Source organism: Streptomyces sp. SP18CS02 (assembly GCF_036322365.1).
GTDB lineage: Bacteria > Actinomycetota > Actinomycetes > Streptomycetales > Streptomycetaceae > Streptomyces.
The window spans coordinates 84,017-107,199 of sequence record NZ_JAQYXC010000245.1 but is presented as its reverse complement, the minus strand read 5'-3'; the positions used below and the strand labels follow the sequence as shown (position 1 = coordinate 107,199).

Annotated in this window: 16 protein-coding genes; 7 read left to right on the top strand and 9 right to left on the bottom strand. The window is 73.8% G+C overall.

Annotated features, from left to right (window positions below; genetic code table 11):
* Positions 1-453 precede the first annotated feature (453 nt).
* Positions 454-903 (top strand): PTS sugar transporter subunit IIA, encoded by a 450-nt coding sequence (locus PUR26_RS03265; RefSeq protein WP_329868971.1) that lies wholly within the window; start codon positions 454-456, stop codon positions 901-903.
* Positions 904-985: 82 nt separating this feature from the next.
* Positions 986-2,656 (top strand): phosphoenolpyruvate--protein phosphotransferase, encoded by a 1,671-nt coding sequence (gene ptsP / locus PUR26_RS03260; protein ID WP_329868969.1) that lies wholly within the window; start codon positions 986-988, stop codon positions 2,654-2,656.
* Between the two features lie 82 nt (positions 2,657-2,738).
* On the opposite strand, the gene PUR26_RS03255 is transcribed toward ptsP, so the two are convergent.
* Together PUR26_RS03255 and PUR26_RS03250 are read right to left on the bottom strand one after the other, a co-directional pair.
* Positions 2,739-3,602 carry a hypothetical protein gene (locus tag PUR26_RS03255; RefSeq protein WP_329868967.1) on the bottom strand — a complete coding sequence of 288 codons (864 nt, stop codon included), beginning with the start codon at positions 3,600-3,602 and terminating at the stop codon, positions 2,739-2,741.
* A gap of 13 nt (positions 3,603-3,615) precedes the next feature.
* Positions 3,616-4,890: an MFS transporter gene (locus tag PUR26_RS03250; RefSeq protein ID WP_329868965.1), complete on the bottom strand. Its 1,275-nt coding sequence runs from the start codon at positions 4,888-4,890 to the stop codon at positions 3,616-3,618.
* Between the two features lie 45 nt (positions 4,891-4,935).
* Between PUR26_RS03250 and PUR26_RS03245 the strand changes: the two genes are divergently transcribed.
* The gene (locus tag PUR26_RS03245; protein ID WP_443076951.1) at positions 4,936-6,255 is read left to right on the top strand and encodes an aminotransferase class I/II-fold pyridoxal phosphate-dependent enzyme; all 1,320 of its coding nucleotides are present in this window, start codon (positions 4,936-4,938) and stop codon (positions 6,253-6,255) included.
* A gap of 48 nt (positions 6,256-6,303) precedes the next feature.
* Here the strand turns inward: PUR26_RS03245 and PUR26_RS03240 are convergent, their stop codons facing one another.
* Positions 6,304-8,289 (bottom strand): acetoacetate--CoA ligase, encoded by a 1,986-nt coding sequence (locus PUR26_RS03240; protein ID WP_329868962.1) that lies wholly within the window; start codon positions 8,287-8,289, stop codon positions 6,304-6,306.
* A gap of 214 nt (positions 8,290-8,503) precedes the next feature.
* Here PUR26_RS03240 and PUR26_RS03235 point away from each other — a divergent pair, with 214 nt between their 5' ends.
* Entirely contained in the window at positions 8,504-10,870 is a 2,367-nt protein-coding gene (locus tag PUR26_RS03235) for a glycoside hydrolase family 31 protein (RefSeq protein WP_329868960.1), read from the top strand.
* A 78-nt stretch (positions 10,871-10,948) separates the two neighbouring features.
* On the opposite strand, the gene PUR26_RS03230 is transcribed toward PUR26_RS03235, so the two are convergent.
* Complete coding sequence (locus PUR26_RS03230) at positions 10,949-11,545, bottom strand: NUDIX domain-containing protein (RefSeq protein ID WP_443076950.1); 597 nt, start codon at positions 11,543-11,545, stop codon at positions 10,949-10,951.
* On the opposite strand from PUR26_RS03230, the gene PUR26_RS03225 reads away from it, so the two are divergent.
* Complete coding sequence (locus tag PUR26_RS03225) at positions 11,544-12,353, top strand: M15 family metallopeptidase (RefSeq protein ID WP_329868956.1); 810 nt, start codon at positions 11,544-11,546, stop codon at positions 12,351-12,353. The genes PUR26_RS03230 and PUR26_RS03225 overlap by 2 nt on opposite strands.
* A 112-nt stretch (positions 12,354-12,465) precedes the next feature.
* Entirely contained in the window at positions 12,466-12,813 is a 348-nt protein-coding gene (locus tag PUR26_RS03220) for a DUF962 domain-containing protein (protein ID WP_329868954.1), read from the top strand.
* A 286-nt stretch (positions 12,814-13,099) separates the two neighbouring features.
* On the opposite strand, the gene PUR26_RS03215 is transcribed toward PUR26_RS03220, so the two are convergent.
* Genes PUR26_RS03215 through PUR26_RS03200 form a run of 4 tightly spaced genes read right to left on the bottom strand, consistent with a single transcriptional unit; the run spans position 13,100 to position 17,477 of the window.
* Entirely contained in the window at positions 13,100-13,705 is a 606-nt protein-coding gene (locus tag PUR26_RS03215) for a GTP-binding protein (protein WP_329868952.1), read from the bottom strand.
* Positions 13,686-14,099 (bottom strand): DUF742 domain-containing protein, encoded by a 414-nt coding sequence (locus tag PUR26_RS03210; protein WP_329868950.1) that lies wholly within the window; start codon positions 14,097-14,099, stop codon positions 13,686-13,688. The genes PUR26_RS03215 and PUR26_RS03210 overlap by 20 nt, the downstream gene beginning before the upstream one ends.
* Positions 14,100-14,109: 10 nt before the next feature.
* Entirely contained in the window at positions 14,110-14,538 is a 429-nt protein-coding gene (locus PUR26_RS03205) for a roadblock/LC7 domain-containing protein (protein ID WP_329868948.1), read from the bottom strand.
* A complete protein-coding gene (locus PUR26_RS03200; protein ID WP_329868946.1) occupies positions 14,535-17,477 on the bottom strand; it encodes a sensor histidine kinase in 2,943 nt (980 codons plus the stop codon). The genes PUR26_RS03205 and PUR26_RS03200 overlap by 4 nt, the downstream gene beginning before the upstream one ends.
* Before the next feature lie 366 nt (positions 17,478-17,843).
* Between PUR26_RS03200 and PUR26_RS03195 the strand changes: the two genes are divergently transcribed.
* The gene (locus PUR26_RS03195; protein WP_329868985.1) at positions 17,844-18,242 is read left to right on the top strand and encodes a hypothetical protein; all 399 of its coding nucleotides are present in this window, start codon (positions 17,844-17,846) and stop codon (positions 18,240-18,242) included.
* A gap of 155 nt (positions 18,243-18,397) precedes the next feature.
* On the opposite strand, the gene PUR26_RS03190 is transcribed toward PUR26_RS03195, so the two are convergent.
* Complete coding sequence (locus tag PUR26_RS03190; protein WP_329868944.1) at positions 18,398-23,092, bottom strand: hypothetical protein; 4,695 nt, start codon at positions 23,090-23,092, stop codon at positions 18,398-18,400.
* Positions 23,093-23,183 lie beyond the last annotated feature (91 nt).

The following is a 23,183-nucleotide window of genomic DNA, read 5'->3' as shown; positions in this document are numbered from 1 at the left end:
CTTTCCTCCGGGCGCTTCCCTTCGGTCTTTCGTGTTTCCAGCTTAGCAGATCCGATTTCCGTTTCCGCCACCCGCTGGAGCGGGCTGCCGGGCCGTTCTCCGCTTTCGCGTTTCCCTTTCCGGCGGTTCCGACTCTATCAGCCTTTTCCCGGCCTTCTGACCACCACCCTGCAGGCATGCAGAGGTGTAGACCAGTGGTGTAGACCAGTTAGTATCTCGGCTTGATGGAGGCGCTGCCGACCCACGACTCGATGTCGCGTTGGGGTCAGGCAGGGGTACGACAGTACATGCCGCCGATACATGAGGCAAATCGTTTGCGGTAGTCCCTAGGTGCACGAACCGGTGCGAACCGTGCGGAACCGGGACTTCTCATGACATACGCTTCAGAACAGTACGCCGTCCAGGACAGGTAGTGACGGCGACACAGAATCTCCGCCCCCTGGGAGGCTCCCCATGACCACCGTGACCTCGCCACTTGTCGGCCGTGCCATCGGACTCGCCGCTGTACCCGACCCGGTTTTCTCCGGTGCCATGGTCGGCCCGGGTACCGCCATCGACCCGGCACGTGAGGCGTCCGAGGCTGTCTCCCCCGTCGACGGCATCGTCGTCTCCCTCCACCCCCACGCCTTCGTCGTGGTCGACGACCAGGGACACGGAGTGCTGACGCACCTGGGCATCGACACCGTGCAGCTCAACGGCGAGGGTTTCGAGCTGCTCGTCAACAAGGGGGACACCGTGACGCGCGGCCAGGCCGTCGTGCGGTGGAACCCGGCGGACGTCGAAGCGGCGGGGAAGTCTCCCATCTGCCCGATCGTGGCCCTGGAGGCCACCGCCGACTCCCTCTCCGGCCTTGTCGAGGACGGCGACGTGAAGCCCGGCGACTCCCTCTTCTCCTGGCAGTGATGCCAGCGCCGTCGTCCTGACGGCAGCGGGTCGGATTTTCAACGCGGCGGCCGGGACCGCCGCTCTATCGGAGACAGGTGTAATGGAGACAACGCTGCGAGGCGTCGGTGTCAGTCACGGTGTGGCGATCGGCGAGGTGCGCCACATGGGCACGGCCGTCCTCGAACCGCCGGCCAAGCAGATCCCGGCGGAGGACGCGGAGCGCGAGCAGGGCCGTGCGCGCAAGGCCGTCGAGGCCGTGGCCGCCGACCTGATCGCCCGCGGCAATCTGGCCGGCGGCGAGGCCCAGGCCGTTCTGGAGGCCCAGGCCATGATGGCCCAGGACCCGGAGCTCATGGCCGACGTCGACCGTCGTGTCGCCGTGGGCAGCACCGCGGAGCGGGCCGTGTACGACGCCTTCGCCGCGTACCGGGCGCTGCTGGCCGCCGCCGGCGAGTACCTCGCGGGCCGGGTGGCCGACCTCGACGACGTCCGCAACCGGATCGTGGCGCGGCTGCTGGGTGTACCGATGCCGGGTGTGCCGGACAGCGACGAGCCGTATGTACTGATCGCCCGCGACCTGGCTCCCGCCGACACCGCGCTGCTCGACCCGACGCTGGTCCTCGGCTTCGTGACCGAGGAGGGCGGGCCGACCAGCCACAGCGCGATCCTCGCGCGTGCCCTGGGAGTGCCCGCAGTGGTGGCGCTGCCGGGCGCCGGCGAGCTGGCCGAGGGCACCGTGATCGCGGTGGACGGCAGCTCCGGTGAGATCTTCGTCGAGCCGAGCGCCGAGAAGCGCGCCGAGATGGAGGCGGCCGCCGCCGCGCGCAAGGCCGCCCTGTCGGCCGCGACCGGCCCGGGTGCCACCTCCGACGGGCACAGGGTGCCGCTGCTGGCGAACGTCGGCGGGCCCGCCGACGTGCCGGCCGCCGTGGAGGCCGGTGCCGAGGGTGTCGGTCTGTTCCGTACCGAGTTCCTGTTCCTCGACGACAGCAAGCAGGCGCCGTCGCAGGAGAAGCAGGTCGAGGCGTACCGCAAGGTGCTCGAAGCGTTCCCCGAGGGGCGTGTCGTGGTGCGTGTGCTGGACGCGGGCGCCGACAAGCCGCTGGACTTCCTGACCCCGGCCGACGAGCCGAACCCGGCGCTGGGTGTGCGTGGTCTGCGGTCGCTGCTGGACCACCCGGATGTGCTGCGGACCCAGCTGACCGCTCTGGCGAAGGCGGCCGAGGGGCTGCCGGTCCACCTTGAGGTCATGGCGCCGATGGTGGCCGACCGTACGGACGCCAAGGCGTTCGCGGACGCTTGCCGTGAGGCGGGTCTCTCGGCGAAGTTCGGTGCGATGGTGGAGATCCCGTCGGCCGCGCTGCGGGCGCGCTCGATCCTGCGGGAGGTCGAGTTCCTGTCGCTGGGCACGAACGACCTGGCGCAGTACACCTTCGCGGCCGACCGGCAGGTCGGCGCGGTCTCCCGGCTCCAGGACCCGTGGCAGCCGGCACTGCTCGACCTGGTGGCGCTGGCGGCCGAGGCCGCGAGGGCCGAGGGGAAGAGCTGCGGTGTGTGCGGTGAGGCGGCCTCGGATCCGCTGCTGGCCTGTGTGCTGACCGGTCTGGGTGTCACCTCCCTGTCGATGGGTGCCGCCTCGATTCCCTACGTGCGGGCGACGCTGGCCAAGTACACGCTGGCGCAGTGCGAGCGTGCCGCGGCCGCGGCACGTGCCGCGGACACCGCCGAGGAGGCCCGGGTGGCCGCGCAGGCGGTGCTGTCCGGCGAGTGACGCGGACCCCGGCCGACCGCTGACCTTCCCGAAGGGGTCTTCCCGCCACGGTGGCGGGAAGACCCCTTCGGCGTGGGCGGGGTCAGGTCAGGGGGAAGCCGGCGCGGTATTCGACACCGGGCTCCGGCGGGAGCGGCTCGCCGGTGTCCGCGTCGGTGCAGTAGGCGTCGAAGACCTCCGCCTCGGTCAGCGGGAGGAGCTGTCCTCGGTCCATGCGCCAGCCGTGCACGCGGTCGGGGGCGTCGGGCGTGGTGGAGCGCAGGACCACTCCTCCGCGGCTCTCCAGCGCGATGCCCACTGCCAGGACGGTGACGAGCTCCGCTCCCTGCGCGGTGTCGAACTCGGCGGGGCCCGCGGTGGTGCGGGTGGTGTGGAGGGCCGCGAGGAGTTGCTGGCCGGCGACCGGGACGCTGCACACGAGGTGGTGGGCTCCGGGGCCGGCCTCGTCGAGGATCCGGGTGAGCAGATGCGACGCCTTGTCGAAGGCGGCGCGGCCGATGTCCCGGCCGCAGTCGGCGCAGTCCCCGACATCGGCGAGGATCATGGTGGCGTACTCCCAGGTGGCCTGCCGCACGGCCCGGTTGATCAGGAGCGGCACGAGCCGGTCCATGGGCTGTCCCGTATAGGCGACGCAGGCGCCGCCGGCGGCGACCTCGGCGGTGAAGCGGCTTCGGCTCGCGGGGTCGTCCGGGTCGAGACCGGTGTCCGCGCAGTACTCCGCGAAGTCCTCGGGGTCGAAGAGGGCGACGGTGGTGTGTCCGCCCCGTGAGGCGAGGGACCTCAGGAGGTCCTCGACCTGGCGGAGGTAGGTGGTGTGGTCGTCGAAGGTGAAGGTGCGGTAGTTCCGCATGGCGGCGAAGTCCTGCTCGTCCGCCAGGAGGGCGACCGTGCTCGGCACTTCGCGGCGCAGGGCTCGCCGCATGCGTGTGGTGCTGCTGTCTGCCATGAATCCCCCTTGTTCACTGATGCTCACTCACAGTAACCGGGGGGACTGACAGTGCCCCGGCGGGAAGCCGGTCGCGTACGAGTCGGCGCTGGGCGAAGCAGGTGGCGACGAGGCCGGCGCCCAGGACGGGCCAGGCCAGGGGGCCGGCGGCGATGACGGCGGTGACGACGAGCGGGCCGGCGCTGCGCTGGGTGGCGGCGGCGAGGCCGTGGACGCCGAGGTAGGCGCCCTGGGCCCGGGCCGGGGCGAGGGCGACGGAGAGTTCCCAGGACGCGGTGGCGTGGATCATCTCGGCGAAGGTGAGGGCGACGGCCGCCAGGGTGAGGGCGGCGATGGCGGGCCAGCGGCCGCCGGTGGCGGATACGGCCATCGCGAGGGTGCCCACGGCGCACGCGCCGGCCAGGGGCAGGAGCAGGCTGCGTGCGGCTTTCGGGGTGGCGCCGAAACGGGCCAGGGGCACCTGGAAGAGGACCACCAGTACGGAATTGAGGACCAGCAGCAGGGGTGCGAGGCCCACGGGGGCCTCCGTGGCGTGCACGATCCACAGCGGCATGCCGACCTGGAGGATCGCGTCGTCGAGGAAGAGCACGGCTTCCGTCGCCGTATAGAGGAGGAAGGTGCGGTCGCGCCAGGGGCCGGCCGGGCCGGTACCGGCGGGCGTGGTGGAGTCGGCGACCACTCTGGAAGGGGCCGGGGGTTCGGCGCAGCGGAGGGTGAGGGCGGCGATGACGACGTACGAGAGCGTGTTGCCGATGAGCAGGGCCTGGTAGGCGGTGGTGGTGGCGGCCGCGAGGGCTGCTGCCGCGGCGAGGCCGCCGACGGCCCAGCCGAGGTTGGCGACCGTTCTGTTGATGGCCTGGTAGCGGGCCCGGTGCGGGCCTGCGACGCGTGCCGCGTAGAGCTTGGTGAGGACGTTGGAGGCGCGGTCGGGGAGGCTGCCGAGGGCGGAGAAGGCCAGCAGCAGCGCGTGGTCGTGGGTGGTGAGGAGGGCGAACAGCGCGGCGGCGCGCAGGAGTTGGGCGGCGATCAGGACCCGGGTGAGGGGGAACCGGTCGGCGAGGCGTCCGGCGAGGGGGGCGCCGGCGATGCCGATGGCGCCCGAGACGCCGAGGAGGACGCCGACCTGCGCGATGGACATGCCGGTGACGTGGGTGAAGTAGAGGGCCGCGGCGGTGGCCCACAGTCCGGTTCCGGTCTTGTCGATGAAGGCGACGGCCAGCATACGGCGGCCGTCGGGGCCTCCTGGTATGTGCCTGACGAGTGTCGCCCGGCGCTGTCGCAGACCCACCGTTCCCCCTTGACGCGGCTTATGTATTGATACATAGTCATGTACGTGGCAACACAATATGGGATCGTCGGTTCGACGGCCAAGGGAATCGCCGCGTCCGTGGAACGGGCGGTGGCGGACGGAGTGCTCGGGCCGGGGGGCGCGCTGCCCCCGGTGCGGCGTCTCGCGGAGGACCTGGGAGTCAGTCCCGGGACCGTGGCGACGGCCTACAAGGAGCTTCGGCAGCGCGGGATCGTGGTCACGCGAGGGCGGGGCGGGACGGTGGTGGCATCCGCCCCGTCGGTCGGTTCGAGGCGCCCGCCCCGGGTACCGGCCGGTGTGCGCGATCTGGCGGGCGGTCACCCGGATCCGGCGTTCCTGCCGGAGCTGCGGCCGCCCGCGCTGGTGCGTCCGGTGCCCGGGTCGCACCGGGCGGCGCCGCGCCTGGAGTCGTTGGAGGAGCTGACGCGCCGGTGGTTCGCGCGGGACGGGGTGCCCGCGCGGGAGGTGACGTTCGCCCACGGGGCGCTCGACTGCGTCTCCCGGCTGCTGTCCACGGAGCTGAGGCCCGGTGACGCGGTGGCCGTGGAGGATCCGGGCTTCCACCATCTGCTGGATTTGGTGCCGGCGCTGGGGTTGCGCATGGTGCCGGTCGCCGTGGACGACGAGGGGCTGGTTCCCGGGGCGCTGCTGGACGCGTTGCGCGCGGGGGTGCGGGCGCTGGTGTGCAGTCCGCGCGGTCAGAGCCCGCTGGGGGGCTGCTTCTCACGGGCGCGCCGGGACGAGCTCGCGGCGGTTCTGGCCGGCTTCCCCGATGTACTGGTGGTCGAGGACGATCACAACGCCGACATCTCGGGAGCGCCGTCGCACTCACTGGCCGAGGCCGGTCTGCCGCGGTGGGCCCAGGTGCGCACGGTCTCCAAGCACCTGGGCATCGATCTGCGCTGGGCCGGGCTGGCCTGCGACCCGACGACGCTGGCCCGGCACGACGGAAGGATGCTGCTGACGTCCGGGTGGGTGAGCCACATACTCCAGGAGACGGTGGCCGGGCTGCTGGCCGACGACGGGGTGAAGGCGCTCGTGGGGCGGGCCGAACGGGTCTACGGCGAGCGGCGGTCGGCGTTCACCGGCGCGCTGGCGGACCACGGTATCGCCGCGCACGGGGCGAGCGGGCTGAACGTGTGGGTGCCGGTGCGCGACGAGTCGGCGGTCGTCAACGGCCTGCGTTCACTGGGGTGGTGGATCGCGGCGGGGGCCCGCTTCCGCATCGCGTCGCCGACGGCGGTACGGGTCACCACGGCGACGCTGGAGCCGGCGGAGGCGGCACGGCTCGCCTCGGACTTCGCCCGGGTGCTGGGCGAGTCCGAGGCGACGTACGGCGGCTGAAGGGCGCGGTCGGCGGGCCGGAGCGCGGCCGTCCGCCCGGGGGAGGCGTCAGTCCTTGCCGTGGCCGCGTTCGCGGGCCAGGTCCTCGTAGAAGCGGAGCAGGCCGAGGTTGTCGACCGAGCCGGGGTTGACCGCCTTGGCGAGCTCCGTGCCCTGGAGGAGGCGCTTGACCGGAACCTCGATGCGCTTGCCGGTGAGGGTGTGCGGAACCCCCGGGACCTCGATGATCTCGTCCGGGACGTGGCGCGGCGAGAGCTGCGCGCGGATGGTCGCGTTGATGCGGCCGATCAGCGCCTCGTCGAGCGTGGCCCCTTCGGCGAGGTGGACGAAGAGCGGCATCCAGTAGCCGCCGTCCGGTTCCTCCAGGCCGATGACGAGGGATTCGCGGATCTCGGGGAGGCGTTCCACCGCCTCGTAGATGTCGGCGCTCCCCATCCGGACGCCCTGCCGGTTGAGCGTGGAGTCGGAACGGCCGTGGATGATCACCGATCCGTGGTCGGTGAGGGTGATCCAGTCGCCGTGGCGCCAGACGCCGGGGTACATCTCGAAGTAGCTGTCGCGGTAGCGGCTGCCGTCCGGGTCGTTCCAGAAGCGGATGGGCATGGACGGCATGGGGTTGGTGACGACCAGCTCCCCCACCTCGCCGGTGACCGGTTCGCCCTGCGGGTCCCAGGCCTGGAGGTCGGTGCCCAGGCAGGCCGCCTGGAGCTCCCCGATGTGGACCGGGAGGGTGGGCACCGCACCCGCGAAGCAGCTGCACACGTCCGTTCCCCCGCTGACGGAGGCGATCCACAGGTCGTCCGCCACCTCTTCGTGCAGCCAGCGGAAGCCGTCGGGGGGAAGGGGCGACCCGGTGGTGGCCACGCACTTGACGCGGGACAGGTCGTGGTCGCGGGACGGGTGGACGCCCGCCTTGCGGCAAGCCATGACGTACGCGGCCGAGGTGCCGTACAGCGTGGCTCCCGTGCGTTCGGCGACGCGCCACTGGGCGCCCGTGTCGGGGTAGCCGGGGCTGCCGTCGTACACGACCACGGTGGTGCCGGTCAGCAGGCCCGAGACGAGGAAGTTCCACATCATCCAGCCGGTGGAGGTGTACCAGAAGAAGCGGTCCTGCGGGCCGAGGTCGCAGTGCAGCCCGAGCTGCTTGAAGTGTTCGAGGAGGATGCCGCCCTGGGACTGGACGATGGCCTTGGGCAGGCCGGTGGTGCCCGACGAGTAGAGCACCCACAGCGGGTGGTCGAAGGGGACCGGCTCGAAGACGGGCTCGGTGCTGCCGGAGGTGACGGCGGACCAGTCGAGGGCGCCGTCGGGGGCGTCCGTGCCCAGGAGCGGGATGTGGACGACGGCCCGCAGGGTGGGAAGTTCGCGGCGGAGCTCGGCGACGGTGGCGCTCCGGTCGTGCTCCTTGCCGCCGTAGCGGTAGCCGTCGACGGTGAACAGGACGACGGGTTCGACCTGCTGGAACCGGTCCAGGACGCTGCGGGCCCCGAAGTCGGGGGCGCAGGAGGTCCAGACGGCGCCCACCGCGGCGGTGGCGAGGAAGGCGGTGACGGCCTGCGGGATGTTGGGCAGGTAGCCGCTGACCCGGTCGCCGGGGCGTACGCCGAGGGCACGCAGCTCGGCGGCGAGCGCGCCCACCTGGCGGCGCAGCTCCGACCAGCTGATCGGGGACGGCTCATGGGTTTCGTCCACATGCAGCAGCGCCGGCTCGTCCGGGCGGTCGGCGGCCGCGCGCAGGGCGTGCTCGGCGTAGTTGAGCGTGGCCCCGGGGAACCACTGGGCGCCGGGCATGGAGCGGTCGCCGAGGACGCGCTCGTACGGCGTGGAGAAGCGGATGTCGAACCACTCCGCCACGGCCCCCCAGAAGGTCTCCAGCTGGTCGACCGACCAGCGGTGCAGGGCCGGGTATCCGCCGTCGGCCGGTGCTCCGTGACGCTCGGCGGCCCAGGCCTGGAAGCGGGTGATCGCGGCGGAGTCGATGCGGCTCCGGTCCGGCTGCCAGAGCGGCTCGGAGGGCGCGGTCGCTGACGTCATGGAGTGGCTCCCTGGCTGTACGCGGGTCTGCGTGTATCGCGCGCACGTGCTGGGGTGTGCGCGTGACGCGGCTGACAGGGACGATGCCATGTGATCGTCCTTCGCACCAGGGCTTCCCACCCATGGTCGCGGGGTTGAATATGTGCTCCCACCATGGGTGAACGGCAGTTGAACGGCCCACCTGCCCCACCGGTCGAATGGCAGGGTGATCGGCATGGACGGTCGTGAGCTGGTGCGCTCGGTCAAGGTGTTCGGAACGGTACGGGGGCTGCGGGCGATGCGCTCGGCGTGGCGGCAGCGGCGGGCGGACGCGTGGGGGCTCCGGCCGCACGGGGTGGAACGGGCGCGCGTGCCCGGGCCGGTCGAGGGTGCCGAGCCACTGCCGGGCGGCGGGATCGTCCGGTTCGCCCGTTCCGAGTTGCGGGTGTGCGTCGCGAGCGGCGGCACCGTCTTCTGGGGCTGGGACGGGGCGGAACCGCATCCGTCGTACGCGCTGGCGGGCGAGCCGCCCGAGGCCGATCCGCGGGTCAGGCTGGAGCCCGACACGGACGGCGGCTGGCGGGTGGTGGCCGAACGGGTGACGGTGGCGGTCTCGCGGAACGGCGCCGTGGAGATCCGCACCCCCGGCGGGGTCGTCCTGCGGCGGGATCTGCCGCCCCGCTGGTGGGAACCGGTCGACGGGGGGCCCGCCCGGTGGGTGCAGCGCAGTGAGGTGCCCGCCGACGCACGGTTCTTCGGGCTGGGCGGGAGGTCGTCCGGGCCGCGGCTGCGGGACGGATCGTACCGGCTGTGGAACACCGATCCCCGTGGCAGCTTCGGCCCGGGCGACGACCCTCTCTACCTCACGATGCCGGTGCAGCTGGTGGTGGCGGACGCGGGCACCCATCTGGCCTTCCACGACAACTCCTGGGACGGGCAGGTCACCCTGCGCGAAGGGGAGGAGGGGGCGGGCTCCGGCCACGACCGGCCGGGGGCGAGCGAAGTGCGCATGAGCGGCGGGCCCCTGCGCTGCTGGGTCGTGGTGGGCACCCCCGCGCGCGTACTGCACGGGTGGACGGCGCTGACGGGCGCGCCCGCGCTGCCTCCGTCGTGGGCGCTGGGGCCGCAGCACGCGCGGTGGGGGTTCGGCAGCGAGCAGGAGGTGCGCCGGGTGGCGGCCGGCTACCGCGACCGGAACCTGCCGCTGTCGGTGATCCATCTGGACATCGACCACTACGACGGCCACCGGGTCTTCACCGTCGACCGGGGGCGCTTCCCCGACCTGCCCGGGCTCGCCCGCGACCTGCGGGCGGACGGAGTACGGCTGGTGTCGATCGTCGACCCGGGGGTCAAGGCCGAGCCGGGTGACGCCGTGTACGAGAGCGGGCGGGCGGTCGGTTCGTCCGGGGCCTTCGTCCGGGACGCGCGGGGCAACGAGGTGCGGGGCACGGTGTGGCCGGGCGACTGCGCCTATCCGGACTTCACCGACCCCTCGGTGCGGGAGTGGTGGGGCGGCCTCTACGGGGAACGGCTCGCGCAGGGGTTCTGCGGGGTGTGGCACGACATGAACGAACCGGTGTCGTTCGCGCCGTTCGGCGACATGACGCTGCCGCGCTCGTCCCGGCACTCGATGGAGGGCCGCGGCGGCGACCATCGCGAGGCCCACAACGTGTACGGGCTGACCATGGCCCGGGCCGGGTACGAAGGGCTGCGGCGGCTGCGCCCGGACGAGCGGCCGTTCCTCTTCTCACGGTCCGGCTGGGCCGGGATGCAGCGGTACGGGGGGACCTGGTCGGGCGATGTGTCGACCGGATGGCCGGGACTGCGGGCCTCGCTCTCCCTGGTGCTGGGGCTGGGGCTGTGCGGGGTGCCCTACTCCGGGCCGGATGTGGGCGGCTTCGACGGCAGCCCGTCCCCGGAGCTCTTCCTGCGCTGGTTCCAGCTGGGGGCGTGGCTGCCCCTGTTCCGTACGCACGCGGCCATCGACGCGGGACGGCGCGAGCCGTGGGAGTTCGGACCGAAGGTCCTGGAGTACGCGCGCTCCGCGCTGGCCGAACGGGAGCGGTTGCGGCCGTACTTCGTCACCCTCGCGCAGCTCGCCCGGCTCACGGGCGCCCCGTACGCCCGGCCCGTGTGGTGGGGGGCTCCCGAGGACCGGGCGCTGCGCGACTGCGACGACGCGTTCCTGCTGGGGGACGCGCTGCTGGTGGCACCGGTTCTGGCGCGCGGCACGGACCGGCGGGCGGTCCGGCTGCCGCGCGGGCTCTGGTACGACACGGCGACGGGCAGGGCCTACGAGGGGCCGGGACAGGTGCTGCTGGACGCGCCGCTGTCGCGCATCCCGGTGCTCGCGCGCGCCGGTGCGGTGATCCCGGTGCGGGGCGAGGACGGTACGGACGAGCTGGAGGTATGGGCGCCGGCCGGGGGACGGACCGGGGGCGGTCTCGTGGTGCGGGACACCGGGGACGGCTGGGAGCCGGCGGAGGTCGAGCGCTACACGACCCGGCTGGCGGACGGGCGCGTCGTCGTGGAGCGGGTCACGGACGCCGGCCCGGTGGAGGTGCAGCAGCGGGTGACGGTCCGGGGGCCGGAGACGCGCTGAGGGGACGGTCCCGGGGCGCGGTCGCCGTGGACGGGAGCTCGGGCCGCGTCGGTGGTGAGTCGCGCGGCCCGGGGCGCCTCAGGCGTACCGGCCGGCGAACCAGTCGCGTACCGCCGCGGTGTGCAGCGGGAACGCCAGCTCGGCGGGTCCGTGCAGGAGGTGGTAGCCCTCCGTCTCGTCGGTGGGTGCCGACGGCGGCAGCTCCGCGGCGGGGCGTTCGGGCAGCAGACCGAAGAGCAGCAGGTGGCCGGCGGGCGAGCTGAGCGCGTCGGCCAGCCTGACGTCCTCGGGACGGGCGGCGATGCCGGTCTCCTCCCGCAGCTCCCGTACCACCGCGTCCCGCCAGTCCTCCGCGTGGTCGATGAACCCTCCGGGCAGGGCGATGCCGCCCCGCTGGGGTTCGATGGTGCGGGTGATGACGACGAGGCCGGTGCCGCGCGGGCCGCTCACCGGAAGCAGGGCCACCGCGACGGGCAGCGGATTGCGGTAGGCGGTGGCGCCGCAGGCGGGGCAGGCGCGGGGCCAGGTGGCGTCGGAGGGGTACGGGGAGCCGCAGCTGGTGCAGTGGGAGTCCTTCACGGCGACGGACTGTACCGACCCGTCGGGGCCGGGCGGTCCGTGCGGCGGCCGCGACCCCTGTGCCGTACGGGCCCCGGACTGGTAAATGATGTACATGACAGCACTTGCTTCCGTACTCCGCGCCCTGGTGGCGACCGCCACCGCCGGTCTGCTCGCGGTCACCGCCGCCGCGCCCGCCGCACAGGCCGGGCCCGAGCCCAGGGCGCCCGAGGAGTTCGTGTCGCTGCGCTCCGTGGATCCGACGATCATCCAGGAGATGCGGTACACGACCGCGCACAACTTCATCGGTGAACCGGTGGACGGCTACCGCCAGCCGCTGTGCATCCTGACCCGCCCGGCGGCGCGGGCGCTGCACCGGGCCCAGACACGGCTGCTGCGGCAGGGCTACTCGCTGAAGGTGTACGACTGCTACCGGCCGCAGCGGGCCGTGGACCACTTCGTACGGTGGGCGAAGGACCTCCGGGACGAGCGGATGAAGAAGGAGTTCTACCCGCGGGTCGACAAGTCGCGGCTGTTCGCGGACGGCTACATCGCCGAGAAGTCGGGGCACAGCCGGGGCTCGACCGTCGACCTGACGATCGTGAGGCTGCCGGCGGCGCCGACCCGTCCGTACGTGCCCGGCGAGGAGCTGGTGGAGTGCCACGCGCCCCGGTCCGAGCGGTTCCCCGACAACTCGGTCGACATGGGCACGGGTTTCGACTGCTTCGACACCCTGTCCCACACCGACGATCCGCGCGTCCAGGGGACGCAGCGCGCCTCGCGCCGGCTGCTGAAGGGCACGCTGGGGGCCGAGGGCTTCGTGAACCTGCCGGAGGAGTGGTGGCACTTCACGTACAAGCCGGAGCTCTTCCCCGACACCTACTTCGACTTCCCGGTCGCGCGCCGCTCGGTGGCCGGGCACTGAGTCCGGCGGGACGGACGACCGGTACCACCCCCGTGGGCTCCGGCCGTCCGTCCACTCCTGTCGACGCCGCCCGGCCGTATCGGGTTGAGCGGCGGGCGAATACGGTGCCGGTATGGCTGAGCAGACCTTTGAGACGTACGAGGAGTTCTGGCCCTACTACGTGGCGATGCACTCCAGGGCGGCGACCCGCTGGATCCACCTGGCGGGGACGCTGACCGGCCTGGCGGTGAGCGCCTACGGGCTCGCCCGGGGCCGCTGGCGGTATGCGGCCGCCCTGCCGCTCATCGGCTACGGGACCGCGTGGCCCGCCCACTTCCTGATCGAGCGGAACAACCCGGCGACCTTCGGGAACCCGGCCTGGTCGCTGCGGGGTGACGCGCAGATGATCCGGATGATGCTGGCAGGCCGCGACCGGGAGCTGGCCGGGACCGCGGCCACGTGGCTCGCGGAGAACCGCTGACCCCGCGCCGCTCCCCCGCGGCGGCCGGCGAGCGCGCCCCGCCGTGGTCGCCGCGGCCGGGTCCCGGCGGGGGCCGGAGCCCAGGACTTCCCCGGGACCGGGCCGGTCCGGTGGACGCGGCCCGGCCGGCGGGTCACGCCATCGACCCGGCCCGCGATCTGGGGCCCCGGATCGTCCACGCGCGCCCGTCGCGGACGGCGGGGGCGCCTCGGGTCCACGGCCGTCCCCAGGTCCCTGGCTGTGTCCCGGAGCCGTTGGCGCCCTTCGGTTTGCGGGCGTCCTTCGGTCAGCCGGTGACCGGCTCCGGCAGGCGGCCGGTGAGGGCCACCGCGTGCTCGACGACACCGACCAGCACGCTCTTGACCGACTCCCGGTCCCTCGCGTCGCACATCAGCAGCGGCACGTCCGGGTCGAGATCGAGCGCGGCACGGACCGTCTCGGCGGGGAAGAGATCGGCGCCCTCGAAGCAGTTGACGGCCACCGTGAAGGCGATGCCGCGCCGCTCGAAGTAGTCGATGGCCGCGAAGCAGTCCTCCAGGCGCCGGGTGTCGGCGAGGACGACCGCGCCCAGCGCGCCCTGGGCCAGTTCGTCCCAGAGGAACCAGAAGCGGTTCTGGCCCGGCGTGCCGAACAGGTACAGCACCAGGTCCTCGCGCAGGGTGATGCGCCCGAAGTCCATGGCCACCGTGGTGGTGACCTTGCCCTCGACGCCCTGCACGTCGTCGACGGGCCGGCCGGCCTCGCTGAGGGCCTCCTCGGTACGCAGCGGTCTGATCTCGCTGACCGCGCCCACCAGCGTGGTCTTGCCCACGCCGAACCCACCCGCGACGAGGATCTTCAGCGTCACCGGCTCGACGGGCCGCTTCTTGCGGCTAGAGCGCCCGAAGGCCATTGATCACCTCACGCAGAATGCTCACGTCCGGCAGTTCGGCCGGCGGAACGGGACGGGTTACGTGGACGAGCTCTTCCTCGACGAGATCGCCCACCAGGACGCGGACCACCCCGACGGGCAGATCCAGTCCGGCGGCGAGCTCGGCGATCGACTGGGGGAGGTCGCCACAGCGCTCGACGATCTCCACATGCTCCGGCGAGAGCGTCTGGTCACGGCCGGGGTCGTCGGCCGCCGGTTCGGGGACGACCACCGCGATCAGGTCGAGGCGGTGGCGGGTGGCGCTGCTGGTACGGCCGCGCGTCATGGCGTACGGGCGGACCACGGGGCCCGCTTCGTCGTCGAACCAGTGGTGGAGGTCCTGACTCTGCGGTCCCTGCTGACCTGCGTCACTCATCGCATCCCACTCACCCTCCGGTGGGCAGACCGGTCCGTGGTGCCGTCGCGAGGTGGACCCCGACCCGCTTGACCATGAGCGTCATCTCGTACGCGACGAGACCGACGTCCGAGTCGGCGTCGGCCAGCACGGCCAGGCAGCTGCCGTCACCGGCCGCCGTGACGAAGAGGAAGGCGTCCTCCAGCTCCACGACGGTCTGGCGGACGCGGCCCGCGTCGAAGTGACGGCCGACGCCCTTGGCGAGGCTGTGGAACCCGGAGGCGACGGCGGCCATGTGCTCGCTGTCCTCTCGGGTGAGGTCCTTGGAGGAACCGGTGGGCAGTCCGTCGCCGGAGAGCACCAACGCCTTGCGGATGGAGCCGACGCGTTCGACCAGTTCGTCGAGGAGCCAGTTGAGCTCGCCGGTTGAGTTGGGTGCTGCGGCGTTCGGTGCGGTCATCGACCGTCCCCCTCCGATGTCGTTCCTGGTGCTGTCCCGCCGCGGCCGGCCGGCCGCGCGCCCTCGGCGTTGTGCCGACGGCCGCGTTGCCAGCCGCGCTGCATCGCGGCCATGCGGTTGCGTACGAGTTCCGCGTCGCGCTCGGCGTCGTCGGCCGTGTGGGCCTCCGACGGTACGGAGCGTTCGGCTGTCTCCCTGAGCTGGGGGGCGAGGCTGGCCTGGCGTACCCGGCGGGGCAGGCCGCCGAGCAGCGGGGCGCGCGTGCCGCCGCTCTCGTCCGGCGCGGGGGCCCCGGGGCCGCCGTCACCCTCCCTCGCCTGGCGCCGGGCGTCCTCGCGGACGGCGGGTCCGGGCCGATCCGGGTCGGCGGGCGGGGCCGGGGCGCGGGCTGCGCGCGCGGCGGACTCCTCCGCGGCCCGTACGAACGGGTCCTCGGCCGGCCGGACGGCCGGGGCCTGGGAGGGGGCCGGCGCGGCGTACGGGGCGGGGACCGGCGCGGTGTGCGGGGCCGGGTGGGCACGGCCGGCCTCGTCGAGGCGCCGTCCGTTGTCCGCGATGAGCGTCGGGGGCCTGCGGCGGGGCAGCGGGGCGGGACCCGCGGCGCGTTCGGGGGCCTGGTCGGACGCCTGCTGGTGCTGCTCGTGGCCGTCCGCGGCGTGCCGCGGCAGATCCGCGGGACGCAGCCGGCCCCGGGGCCGCGACGGTCCGCCGAGCCCACCGCCGTCCGTGGCCTCACCGTCGGGAACCTCCGCGGCACGGCCGGCGCCACCTCGTCCGGTCCTCTCGTCCACGCCGTCGAGGCCGCCGAGGCCGTCGAGCCCGGTGAACTCGTCCAGGCCGGTGAACTCGTCGAGGCCGCGGTGCCGTCCGGCCAGCCGCTCCCCCAGCCCCGGCGCGCCGATGGGCGGCTCCAGCTCGATCGGGCCGTCGAGGACGGACGGCCCCGTTCCGCCCAGCCCGGACGGTCCCTGGGAGAGCGCGGCACGACGTGACGGGACCTCCCCGCCCTTGCGGTCCAGCCGGAAGCCGGTGCCCTGGGTCTCGGGGGCCTCCGTGAGCAGGGCGGCCGGGATGAAGACGACCGCGGTGGTGCCGCCGTACGGCGAGGGCTGCAGCGAGACACGCACGTTCTGGCGCTGCGCGAGACGGCTGATGACGAAGAGACCGAGCCGGTCGGTGTCGGAGAGCTCGAACTCGGGTGTCTCGGCCAGACGCAGATTGGCGTCGAGCAGGGCGTCCGGCGCCATGCCGAGGCCGCGGTCGTGGATTTCGAGGGTGAAGCCGTTGGCGACCCGCTCGCCGTGCACCTGGACCGCGGTGTGCGGCGGTGAGAACACCGTGGCGTTCTCCAGGAGTTCGGCGATGAGGTGGGTGAGGTCGGCCACGGCCGGGCCGCCCACCCCGATGCGGGGCAGCCTGCGGACCTCGATGCGCTCGTAGTCCTCGACCTCGGCGACCGCGGCCCGTACGACGTCCATCAGCTGGACCGGCTTGCGCCACTGACGGGACGGGGCGGCGCCCGAGAGGATCACCAGGCCCTCGGCGTGCCGGCGCATACGGGTGGTCAGGTGGTCGAGCCGGAACAGGTCGGCGAGCTCGTCGGTGTCCTCGGTGCGCCGCTCCATGGTGTCCAGGAGGGTGAGCTGGCGGTGGAGCAGCACCTGGTTGCGGCGGGCGAGGTTGACGAACACCTCGGAGACCCCGCGTCGCATGTCGGCCTGCTTGACCGCGGCTTCGACGGCCGCGCGCTGCAGGGTGTTGAGGGCCTGGCCGACCTGGCCGACCTCGTCCCGCTCGTACTGGAGGTGCGGTACCTCGGTCTCGACGTCGACCTGCTCGCCCGCGGCGAGACGCCGCATCACGCTCGGCAGGCGTACGCCGGAGACCTCCTGGGCCTCCTTGCGCAGCCGGCGCAGGTCACGGACGAGGTCCCGGCCTATGCGCACGGAGACGACGACCGAGACGAGCAGCGCGAGGAAGCCGAGCACACCCGCGATCCCCGCCTTCAGCACGACGCTGTACGCGGCGGGGCGCACGCGGTCCTGGTAGCGGTCGCCCGACTCGGTGTTCTCGGCGCCGAGGTCGTCGAGGACGGGGGCGGCGAGTTCCTGCCAGCCCGCGGCGGTGACAGTGCGCGGCCGCTCGGTGGGTCCGGCGGCGATGAGGGCGTCCTCCGCGTCGCGCAGCGGCCCGGTGTCCGGGCTGCGCCAGTACCGCTCGAAGATTTCACGTTCGGAAGCGGGCAGGGCCTCCAGATTGACCTCGTAGAGGAGTTCCCGCTTGGCGACGAGGTCGGAGACGGCGCGGATCTCCGTGGCGGTGATCCGCTTGCTGATCAGCGAGGAGACCACCAGGGCGTCTTCACGGGAGAGCATTTCCCTGGCGCGCGCCACACCGACGAGCGCACGGCCCTGCTTGTCCATCTCCACGTTGTCGATCGCGTGCAGCTGCATCAGGAAGCTGTAGTACGGGTCGACGAGCCGGTTGTAGAAGTCCAGCGTCCGCATACGGCTTATGGCGCGGTTTTCCACGGACCGGCGCAGCGAGGTGAGTCCGTCGAGGGCTCCGAGGAGCGAATTCAGACGACGCGCGGCCTGGGGTTGCAGGGCGTCGGTGACGCCGGAATCCCGCGCGTTGGCGCGGATCTCGGCAATGGCCCGGTCGGTGCTGGTCCGGTCGCGGCGCAGAGCCGGAAGCGCGTCGGAAGCACGGGGATCCGCGAGATACACGAGGCTCTGGCGGCGTTCCTGCTGGATGACGCGGACGGCGTCCTCAAGCGGAAGGCCGACCTTTTCGACGATATGGCCGACGTCCATGAGCTGGGCGGCCTCGCGTCCGGTGAGGAGTGTCGAGAATCCCCAGAGCCCGGTGAGGGAGACAAGCGGCACGAGCAGCAACGCCACGATCTTCCTGCGGATCGACTTCCCGCGAAAGCGCATGGCCTCCCCCAGCTCGCCCCGCCCGGCGCGGGTGTACACATCAACACATCAACAAACGGCGTGAGCCTACTACTGCGTCACGGACAACTCGAAGGGACGTCCGGACTATTTTCGGCCGCTCCGGGGAGCGTTGATCATGAGTTGTCCTGGTATTCGAGGAGTTGACATTCACGACTGTGCTACAGGACACCTGGCAGGGCGTCACTTTCCCCGCGGTAACGGTTGGCTGGAATTCAGCGTTCCCGGGAATCTTCGCGCCCGCCCGAGCGTCCTGGTGAACAGGGGGAGCGGAGGCCGTCCGCGTAAAGCGGCGCAGGACGGGCACCCACCCCTGAAGACGGTCGGTCGGTGGGGAGTGGCAGCGCGATGGAGACGGCACGGCGAGAACTGTGGGTCGAGGAACCGGCGGTACGGAGGCGGTTGCCCGATCCGGTCCGTACGGCGGCGGTGCGCGCGGTGCTCGTGGCCGCGGTGGCGCTGATCCAGGCGATGGTGGCGTTCTTCTGCTCGGTCACGGGCTCCTGGCTGGCCTTCCCGATGGTGCTGAGCAGCGTGGCCGCGACGGTGCTCGCGACCTGGGCCGTGCTGGACGTGTGGGTGACACGGCAGGTGTGGAACCAGCGCCACGGCGTGGTGTCGGTGCCGAGCAGCACGGCCCGGCAGCTGCGGCGCGAGCGGCGTACGGCCCGCCGTACGGCCCGGGCCGCGGCGCGCGAAGCGGCACGGATACGGCGCCGGGGCGCGGGCGGCCTGTCACGGGCCTGAGGGCCCCGGGCCCCTCGGCGTCGGCGCCCGCCGTGAGCGACCGGGCACGAACGGGCGCGCCGTCGGCCGGACGGGCCGGGCCGGGCGCCCGGTCCGCGCGGGCGCCCGGTCCGGGCGGGCCGGGCGGGCCGGGCGGGCGGCGCCGCGGTCCGGCGCTACTCGGTCCGTGACCCCGGTGCCGGTTCCGCGGGGCTGCGCCTGAACATGCGGGTCGCGGTGATCTCGCCGTGCACCGTCTCCCCCTCCGTGCTCTGCTGCGGCAGGCCGGGACGCAGATGCTCCTCGACGCTGATGTACTTCAGCCCCGCGCGCAGGTCCGCGTCGTTGCGCAGCCGGATGACGAGCGGGAACTCGGCGAGCGCGGTGGTGTCGAACAGGCCCGTCGTGTAGAGCAGCTGGACGCCGAGCGCGTCCGAGACGGCCCGCTGCAGCTCCAGCAGGTACGTCGCGTTGGCGCGGCCGATCGGGTTGTCCAGGAACAGCGTGCCGGCGTGCCGGTGCTTGTCACGGCCGCGGTCGTTGCTCCGCAGTGCGGCCATCGTGCAGTAGAGGGCGATGGCCGCGGTGAGGAGCTGTCCGCCGGAGAAGACGTCGCCCATCTGTCCGACCGGAACCCGCTCGGCGCGCAGCACCGCGTCGGGCTTGAGGATCTCCACGGCGATGCCCTTGGGCCGGAGGGCCGCCTCGACACCGCGCAGCAGCAGGGACATGCCGTCCCGGCGCAGGTCGGAGTTCTTCCTGACGGCGGCGCGGGTGGCCTCGTCGATGACCTCGCCGAGCCGTTCGACGAGCGTCGCCTGGTCGGGCTCCTCGAAGCGGATCCGCAGGAACTCCTGGCCCGACCACTCCCCGAGTCCCTCGGGGAGCCGGGACAGACGCTGCGCCGATCGGAGGGTGGTGAGGGCGGACTCCACCAGGCCGCGGAGCCGGTCCACGATCGAGTCGCGGTTGCGCTCCAGCTGGGCCAGCTCGTCGGTCAGCACCCGCAGGCGGGGCGCGAAGGCGTCCGCCCACCGGGCGGCGTGCTCGGGCAGGGCCGCGGCGGGCAGCTCCCGGATCTGCTGCCGGGCCGGCGTGCGGACCTGCTCGTAACGGGTGGAGTTGGCGTGGCGCACCAGGACGTCGGACGCCTCCCGTACGGCGGCGTCCGCGGCGGACAGGTCGCCCGCGCAGCCCCGCAGGGAGCGCCGGGCCTCGGTGGCGGCGCTCCTGGCCTCCTCCAGGGTGCCCGGATACGGCTCGGGTGCCTCTTCCTCCTCGTCCGGGTGCTCCCTGAGCAGGTCGCGCAGGAGAGCGGCCGTCTCGTCGAAGCCGCCCGCCGCGTCCTCGGCGGCGCGGTGGTCCTGGAGCAGCCCGTTGTGGGTGGCGCGGGCGGTCTCCAGCGCGTCGGTGCGGGCGGCCAGGTCGGTCGTGGCGGTACGGAGCAGGGACTGGGCCTGCTCGGCGTCGGCCGGGAGCAGCTCCGCGGGCAGCTCGGTGTGCGTCTCACCCTCCTCGGGAGCCAGGCGCTCGGCCTCGCCGCGGAGGCGGCCCAGCTTCTCGCTGGCGTCCGAGGCGCGTGTCTCCAGCATCTGGACGAGGGATTCGGCGCGGGCGGCGGCGGCCTGGCGGGACGGGCCGTCGGCCCCGTCGGTGCCTTCGAGGAGCTGGGCGGCGCGGGTGCGCACCTTGTTGGTGAGCCGGTCCAGTTCGGCGAGGGCCGCGCTCTCGTCGCTCTCGGCCCGGGCCTGCTCGGCCCGCAGGTCCGCGCCGACGCCGACCTTCTCGTACAGCTGGGAGGCGGCCCGGTACGCCTCGCGCAGGGTGGGCAGCGCGGCGCGCGGGGCGGGATCCCCGTCCCCGCTCTCCGGGAGGTTCTCGGGGGCTCCGGCGATCTCGGCCCGCTCCGCCCGCAGTGCGCGGGCGGTGCGGTGGGCGTCGTCGGCGGCGCGCTGGGCGGCCCGGCGGTCCTCGTCGGCCGCGCGGGCCCGCTCCAGGCAGGTCTGGGCCCTGGCTTCGTACTCGGCGGTCTCGTCGGCCAGTTCGCGCAGCCTGACCTGCCAGCCGGCCCGTTCCCGCAGGCGGTACGCCAGGCCGGCCAGTGCGTCGGCGGTCCGCCGGGCGCGCTGGGCGGCCTCCTGCCGCTCGTCCCGTACGCGCGCGGTCTCGGCAGCCGTCTCGTCGGCCTCGGCCCGGGCCGCGCGGGCCTCGGCGAGCGCCGCACGGGCCGCTTCGGCCGTCTCGCCCGCGGCGGCGGCCGCGGCGGCGAGCTCGGTGAGCATGCCGGGCGGGCAGTCGGCGCGCCAGGAGCCGATGCGGGCGGCGAGGGAGCGGTCTTGGGTGAGGCGCGCCGCGAGGCCGCGGATCTCCTCGTCGCGGGCGGCGGCGCGGGCGCGGAGCGCCTGCCGCTCCTCGTCGGCGGCGTGCTCGTCGTGCATGGCCGGGTTGGGCGGTACGAGGAAGACGTCGCCGTCGGTGCCGGTGCCCGGGGCGGGGACGGGGGCCAGCAGCGCGGCGGCGGTGCCGACGGCGACCGCGGAGCGCGGCAGGAGGGCGGCGCCGGCGAGGACCTCACGGGCCCTGGCGTAGGAGACGGGGTCGGTGATCACGACGCCGTCGACCAGTTCGGGCCGGGCGGCGAGCACGGCGGCGTGGTCGGCGGGGTCGACGGCCTGGGCCAGGTAGCGCCAGCCGGGCAGGGCGGGGATGCCCTGCTCGCCCAGGAACTCCACGGTCGCGAGGACGTCGGGGCCCGGCGGCAGCAGTCCGCCGTCGCCGAGGGCGCCCAGGATGCGGGAGTCGTCGGCGGCGGCGGTGCGCAGCTCGAAGAGTTTGCGTTCGGCCGACGCGATGCCCTGGTCGAGCAGTTCGCGCAGCTCGTCGGCGTACCGGTCGAGCTCCTCCGCGGTGAGGGGGCCCTCGGCGGTGCGGCGGTGCGCCGTGCCGCCGTCGGGCCGGCCGGCGGCGGTGCGGGCGTCCTGCGGCGCGGCGCCCTGACGGGGCTGCGGGACGCCGGCCGTCCTGACGGGCGGGAGGCTCAGCAGGTCCGCGAGGCGCTCCTCGGCGGCGATGGACTCGGCGGCGCGGCGCTCTGCCTGGTACGCCTGCTCCGCCGCCCGCGCGGCGTCGGCGGCACGGGCGGCCGCGAGTTCGGCGCGGCTGTCCGTGGCGGCGGCCTCGCGGGCGCGGTCGGCGGCGGCGCGGGCGGCTTCGCGGGCGGCGTCCCAGGCGGCGACGGTGGTCTTCTCGGCGTCGCTCGCGGCGAGCGCGGCGCGGGCCGGGTCGGCGTCCGGGGCGGTGTCGTCGAGCCAGCCGGCCCGTACCGCCTCGGCGGTCTCCTGCTCGACCTCGGCGAGGCGCTGGCGCAGATGGCCGGCCTCGCTGCGGGCGCGCTGGGCGTCGGTCGCGGCCGCGGTGGCGTCGCGGTGCGCGGTCTCGCCCGCCTCCTGGAGGGCGGCGGAGCGCTCCTCCTCCTCGTCGGCGCGGCGCTCGCCCGCCTCGGCGGCGGAGTGGAGGGCGCGGACGAGGTCGGCGGCCGCCTCGGCGCGGGCGGCGAGGGCGGGGGCGGCGTCGCGCTCGGCCTCGCGGATGGCGGCGGCGACGCGCGCGGAGCGGTCGGCGGCGGCGCGGTGGCGCAGCACCGCCTCGGCGGCCTGCCAGGCGGAGTGCAGGGTGCGGGCGTCGGAGAGCTCGCGGCGCAGCGAAGCGGCGCCCTTCTCTGCCGCGGCGAGGGCCAGCGAGGCGTGCCGGTAGGCCAGTTCGGCGGCGATGAGCGAGCTGCGGCCTCGTTCCCGCTCGGCCTCGGTGACGGTGTGGGCGGCCGCGGTGACGCGCTGCGCCAGTTCGGCGGTGCGGCCCCGTTCGACGGCGGCGCGGGCGGAGAGGCGGCGGGAGAGCGTGCGGGTACGGCGCTCGGCGGCCGCGTGGACGTCCCGGGCCCGGGCGCGGGTGCCGGCCGCCTCGACGATCCGGCCGAGGAGGTCGACGGAGCCGGCGGTGAAGTCGCGTTCGGCGGTGAGCTCGGCCCGGCGGCCCAGCTTGTTGCCGAAGCCGCTGACCAGGTCGGCGAGGCCGTCCGTGTCGCGGGTGTCGGTGACGGCGCGAAGCAGCAGGTCGGTGAAGTCGGAGTCCTTCTTGACCGCGAAGAGGCCGGCCGCCTCGCCCTCGTCGGCGTTCATCTCGCGCTGGTAGCGGAAGAGTTCGGGGTCGAGGCCCAGGTCGCCGAGGTGTTCGTTCCAGCGGTCGTGGATCTCCTCCCAGTACACGTCCAGGTGCGGGTACGCCTTGCCGGCCTCCGTGATCGCGTCGCGGAAGCCCTTCATCGTGCGGCGGCGGCCCTGGGCGCCCGAGGTGCCTTCGGTTGCGGGGCGTACGGAGGTGGCCTCGGCGACCGGCAGCGAGTCGAGGCTGAGACCGGGTCCGGGGCGGAAGGAGTACCACGCCTCGGCGAACTTGCGGGGGTCGTTGGAGACCTGGCGTCCCCGCCACTCGCTGGCCTTGCCGACGACCACGAGCTCGCCGGTGAGGGTGTGCTGCCACTCCAGGGCGACATGGCCGCAGTCGTCGGCGAGGAGGAACTTGCGCAGCACGCCGGAGCTTGCGCCGCCCAGGGTGTTGCGGTGGCCGGGGAGCATCACCGAGAAGATCAGCTTGAGCAGGACGGACTTGCCTCCGCCGTTCTCCAGGAAGAGCACGCCCGCCGGGGCGGGGCGGCGCGGCGGTCCGACCGGCTCGTCCTCGAAGAACTCCGCCTGGGTGGGAGCGGGGTGGGGGACGGGCTCGCCCACTCCTCGCAGGTCCAGCACGGTGTCGGCGTAACGCGCACCGGCGGGCCCGATGGAGTAGAGGCGGACCCGGGACAACTCGTACATGGCGGCGGGCTTTCGGTCGTCGTCCGGCGGTGAGGCGGAAGCTGAGGGCGGTTTGCTGGGGCGGGGCGGGCGGGGGGCGGGGTCCGCCGGG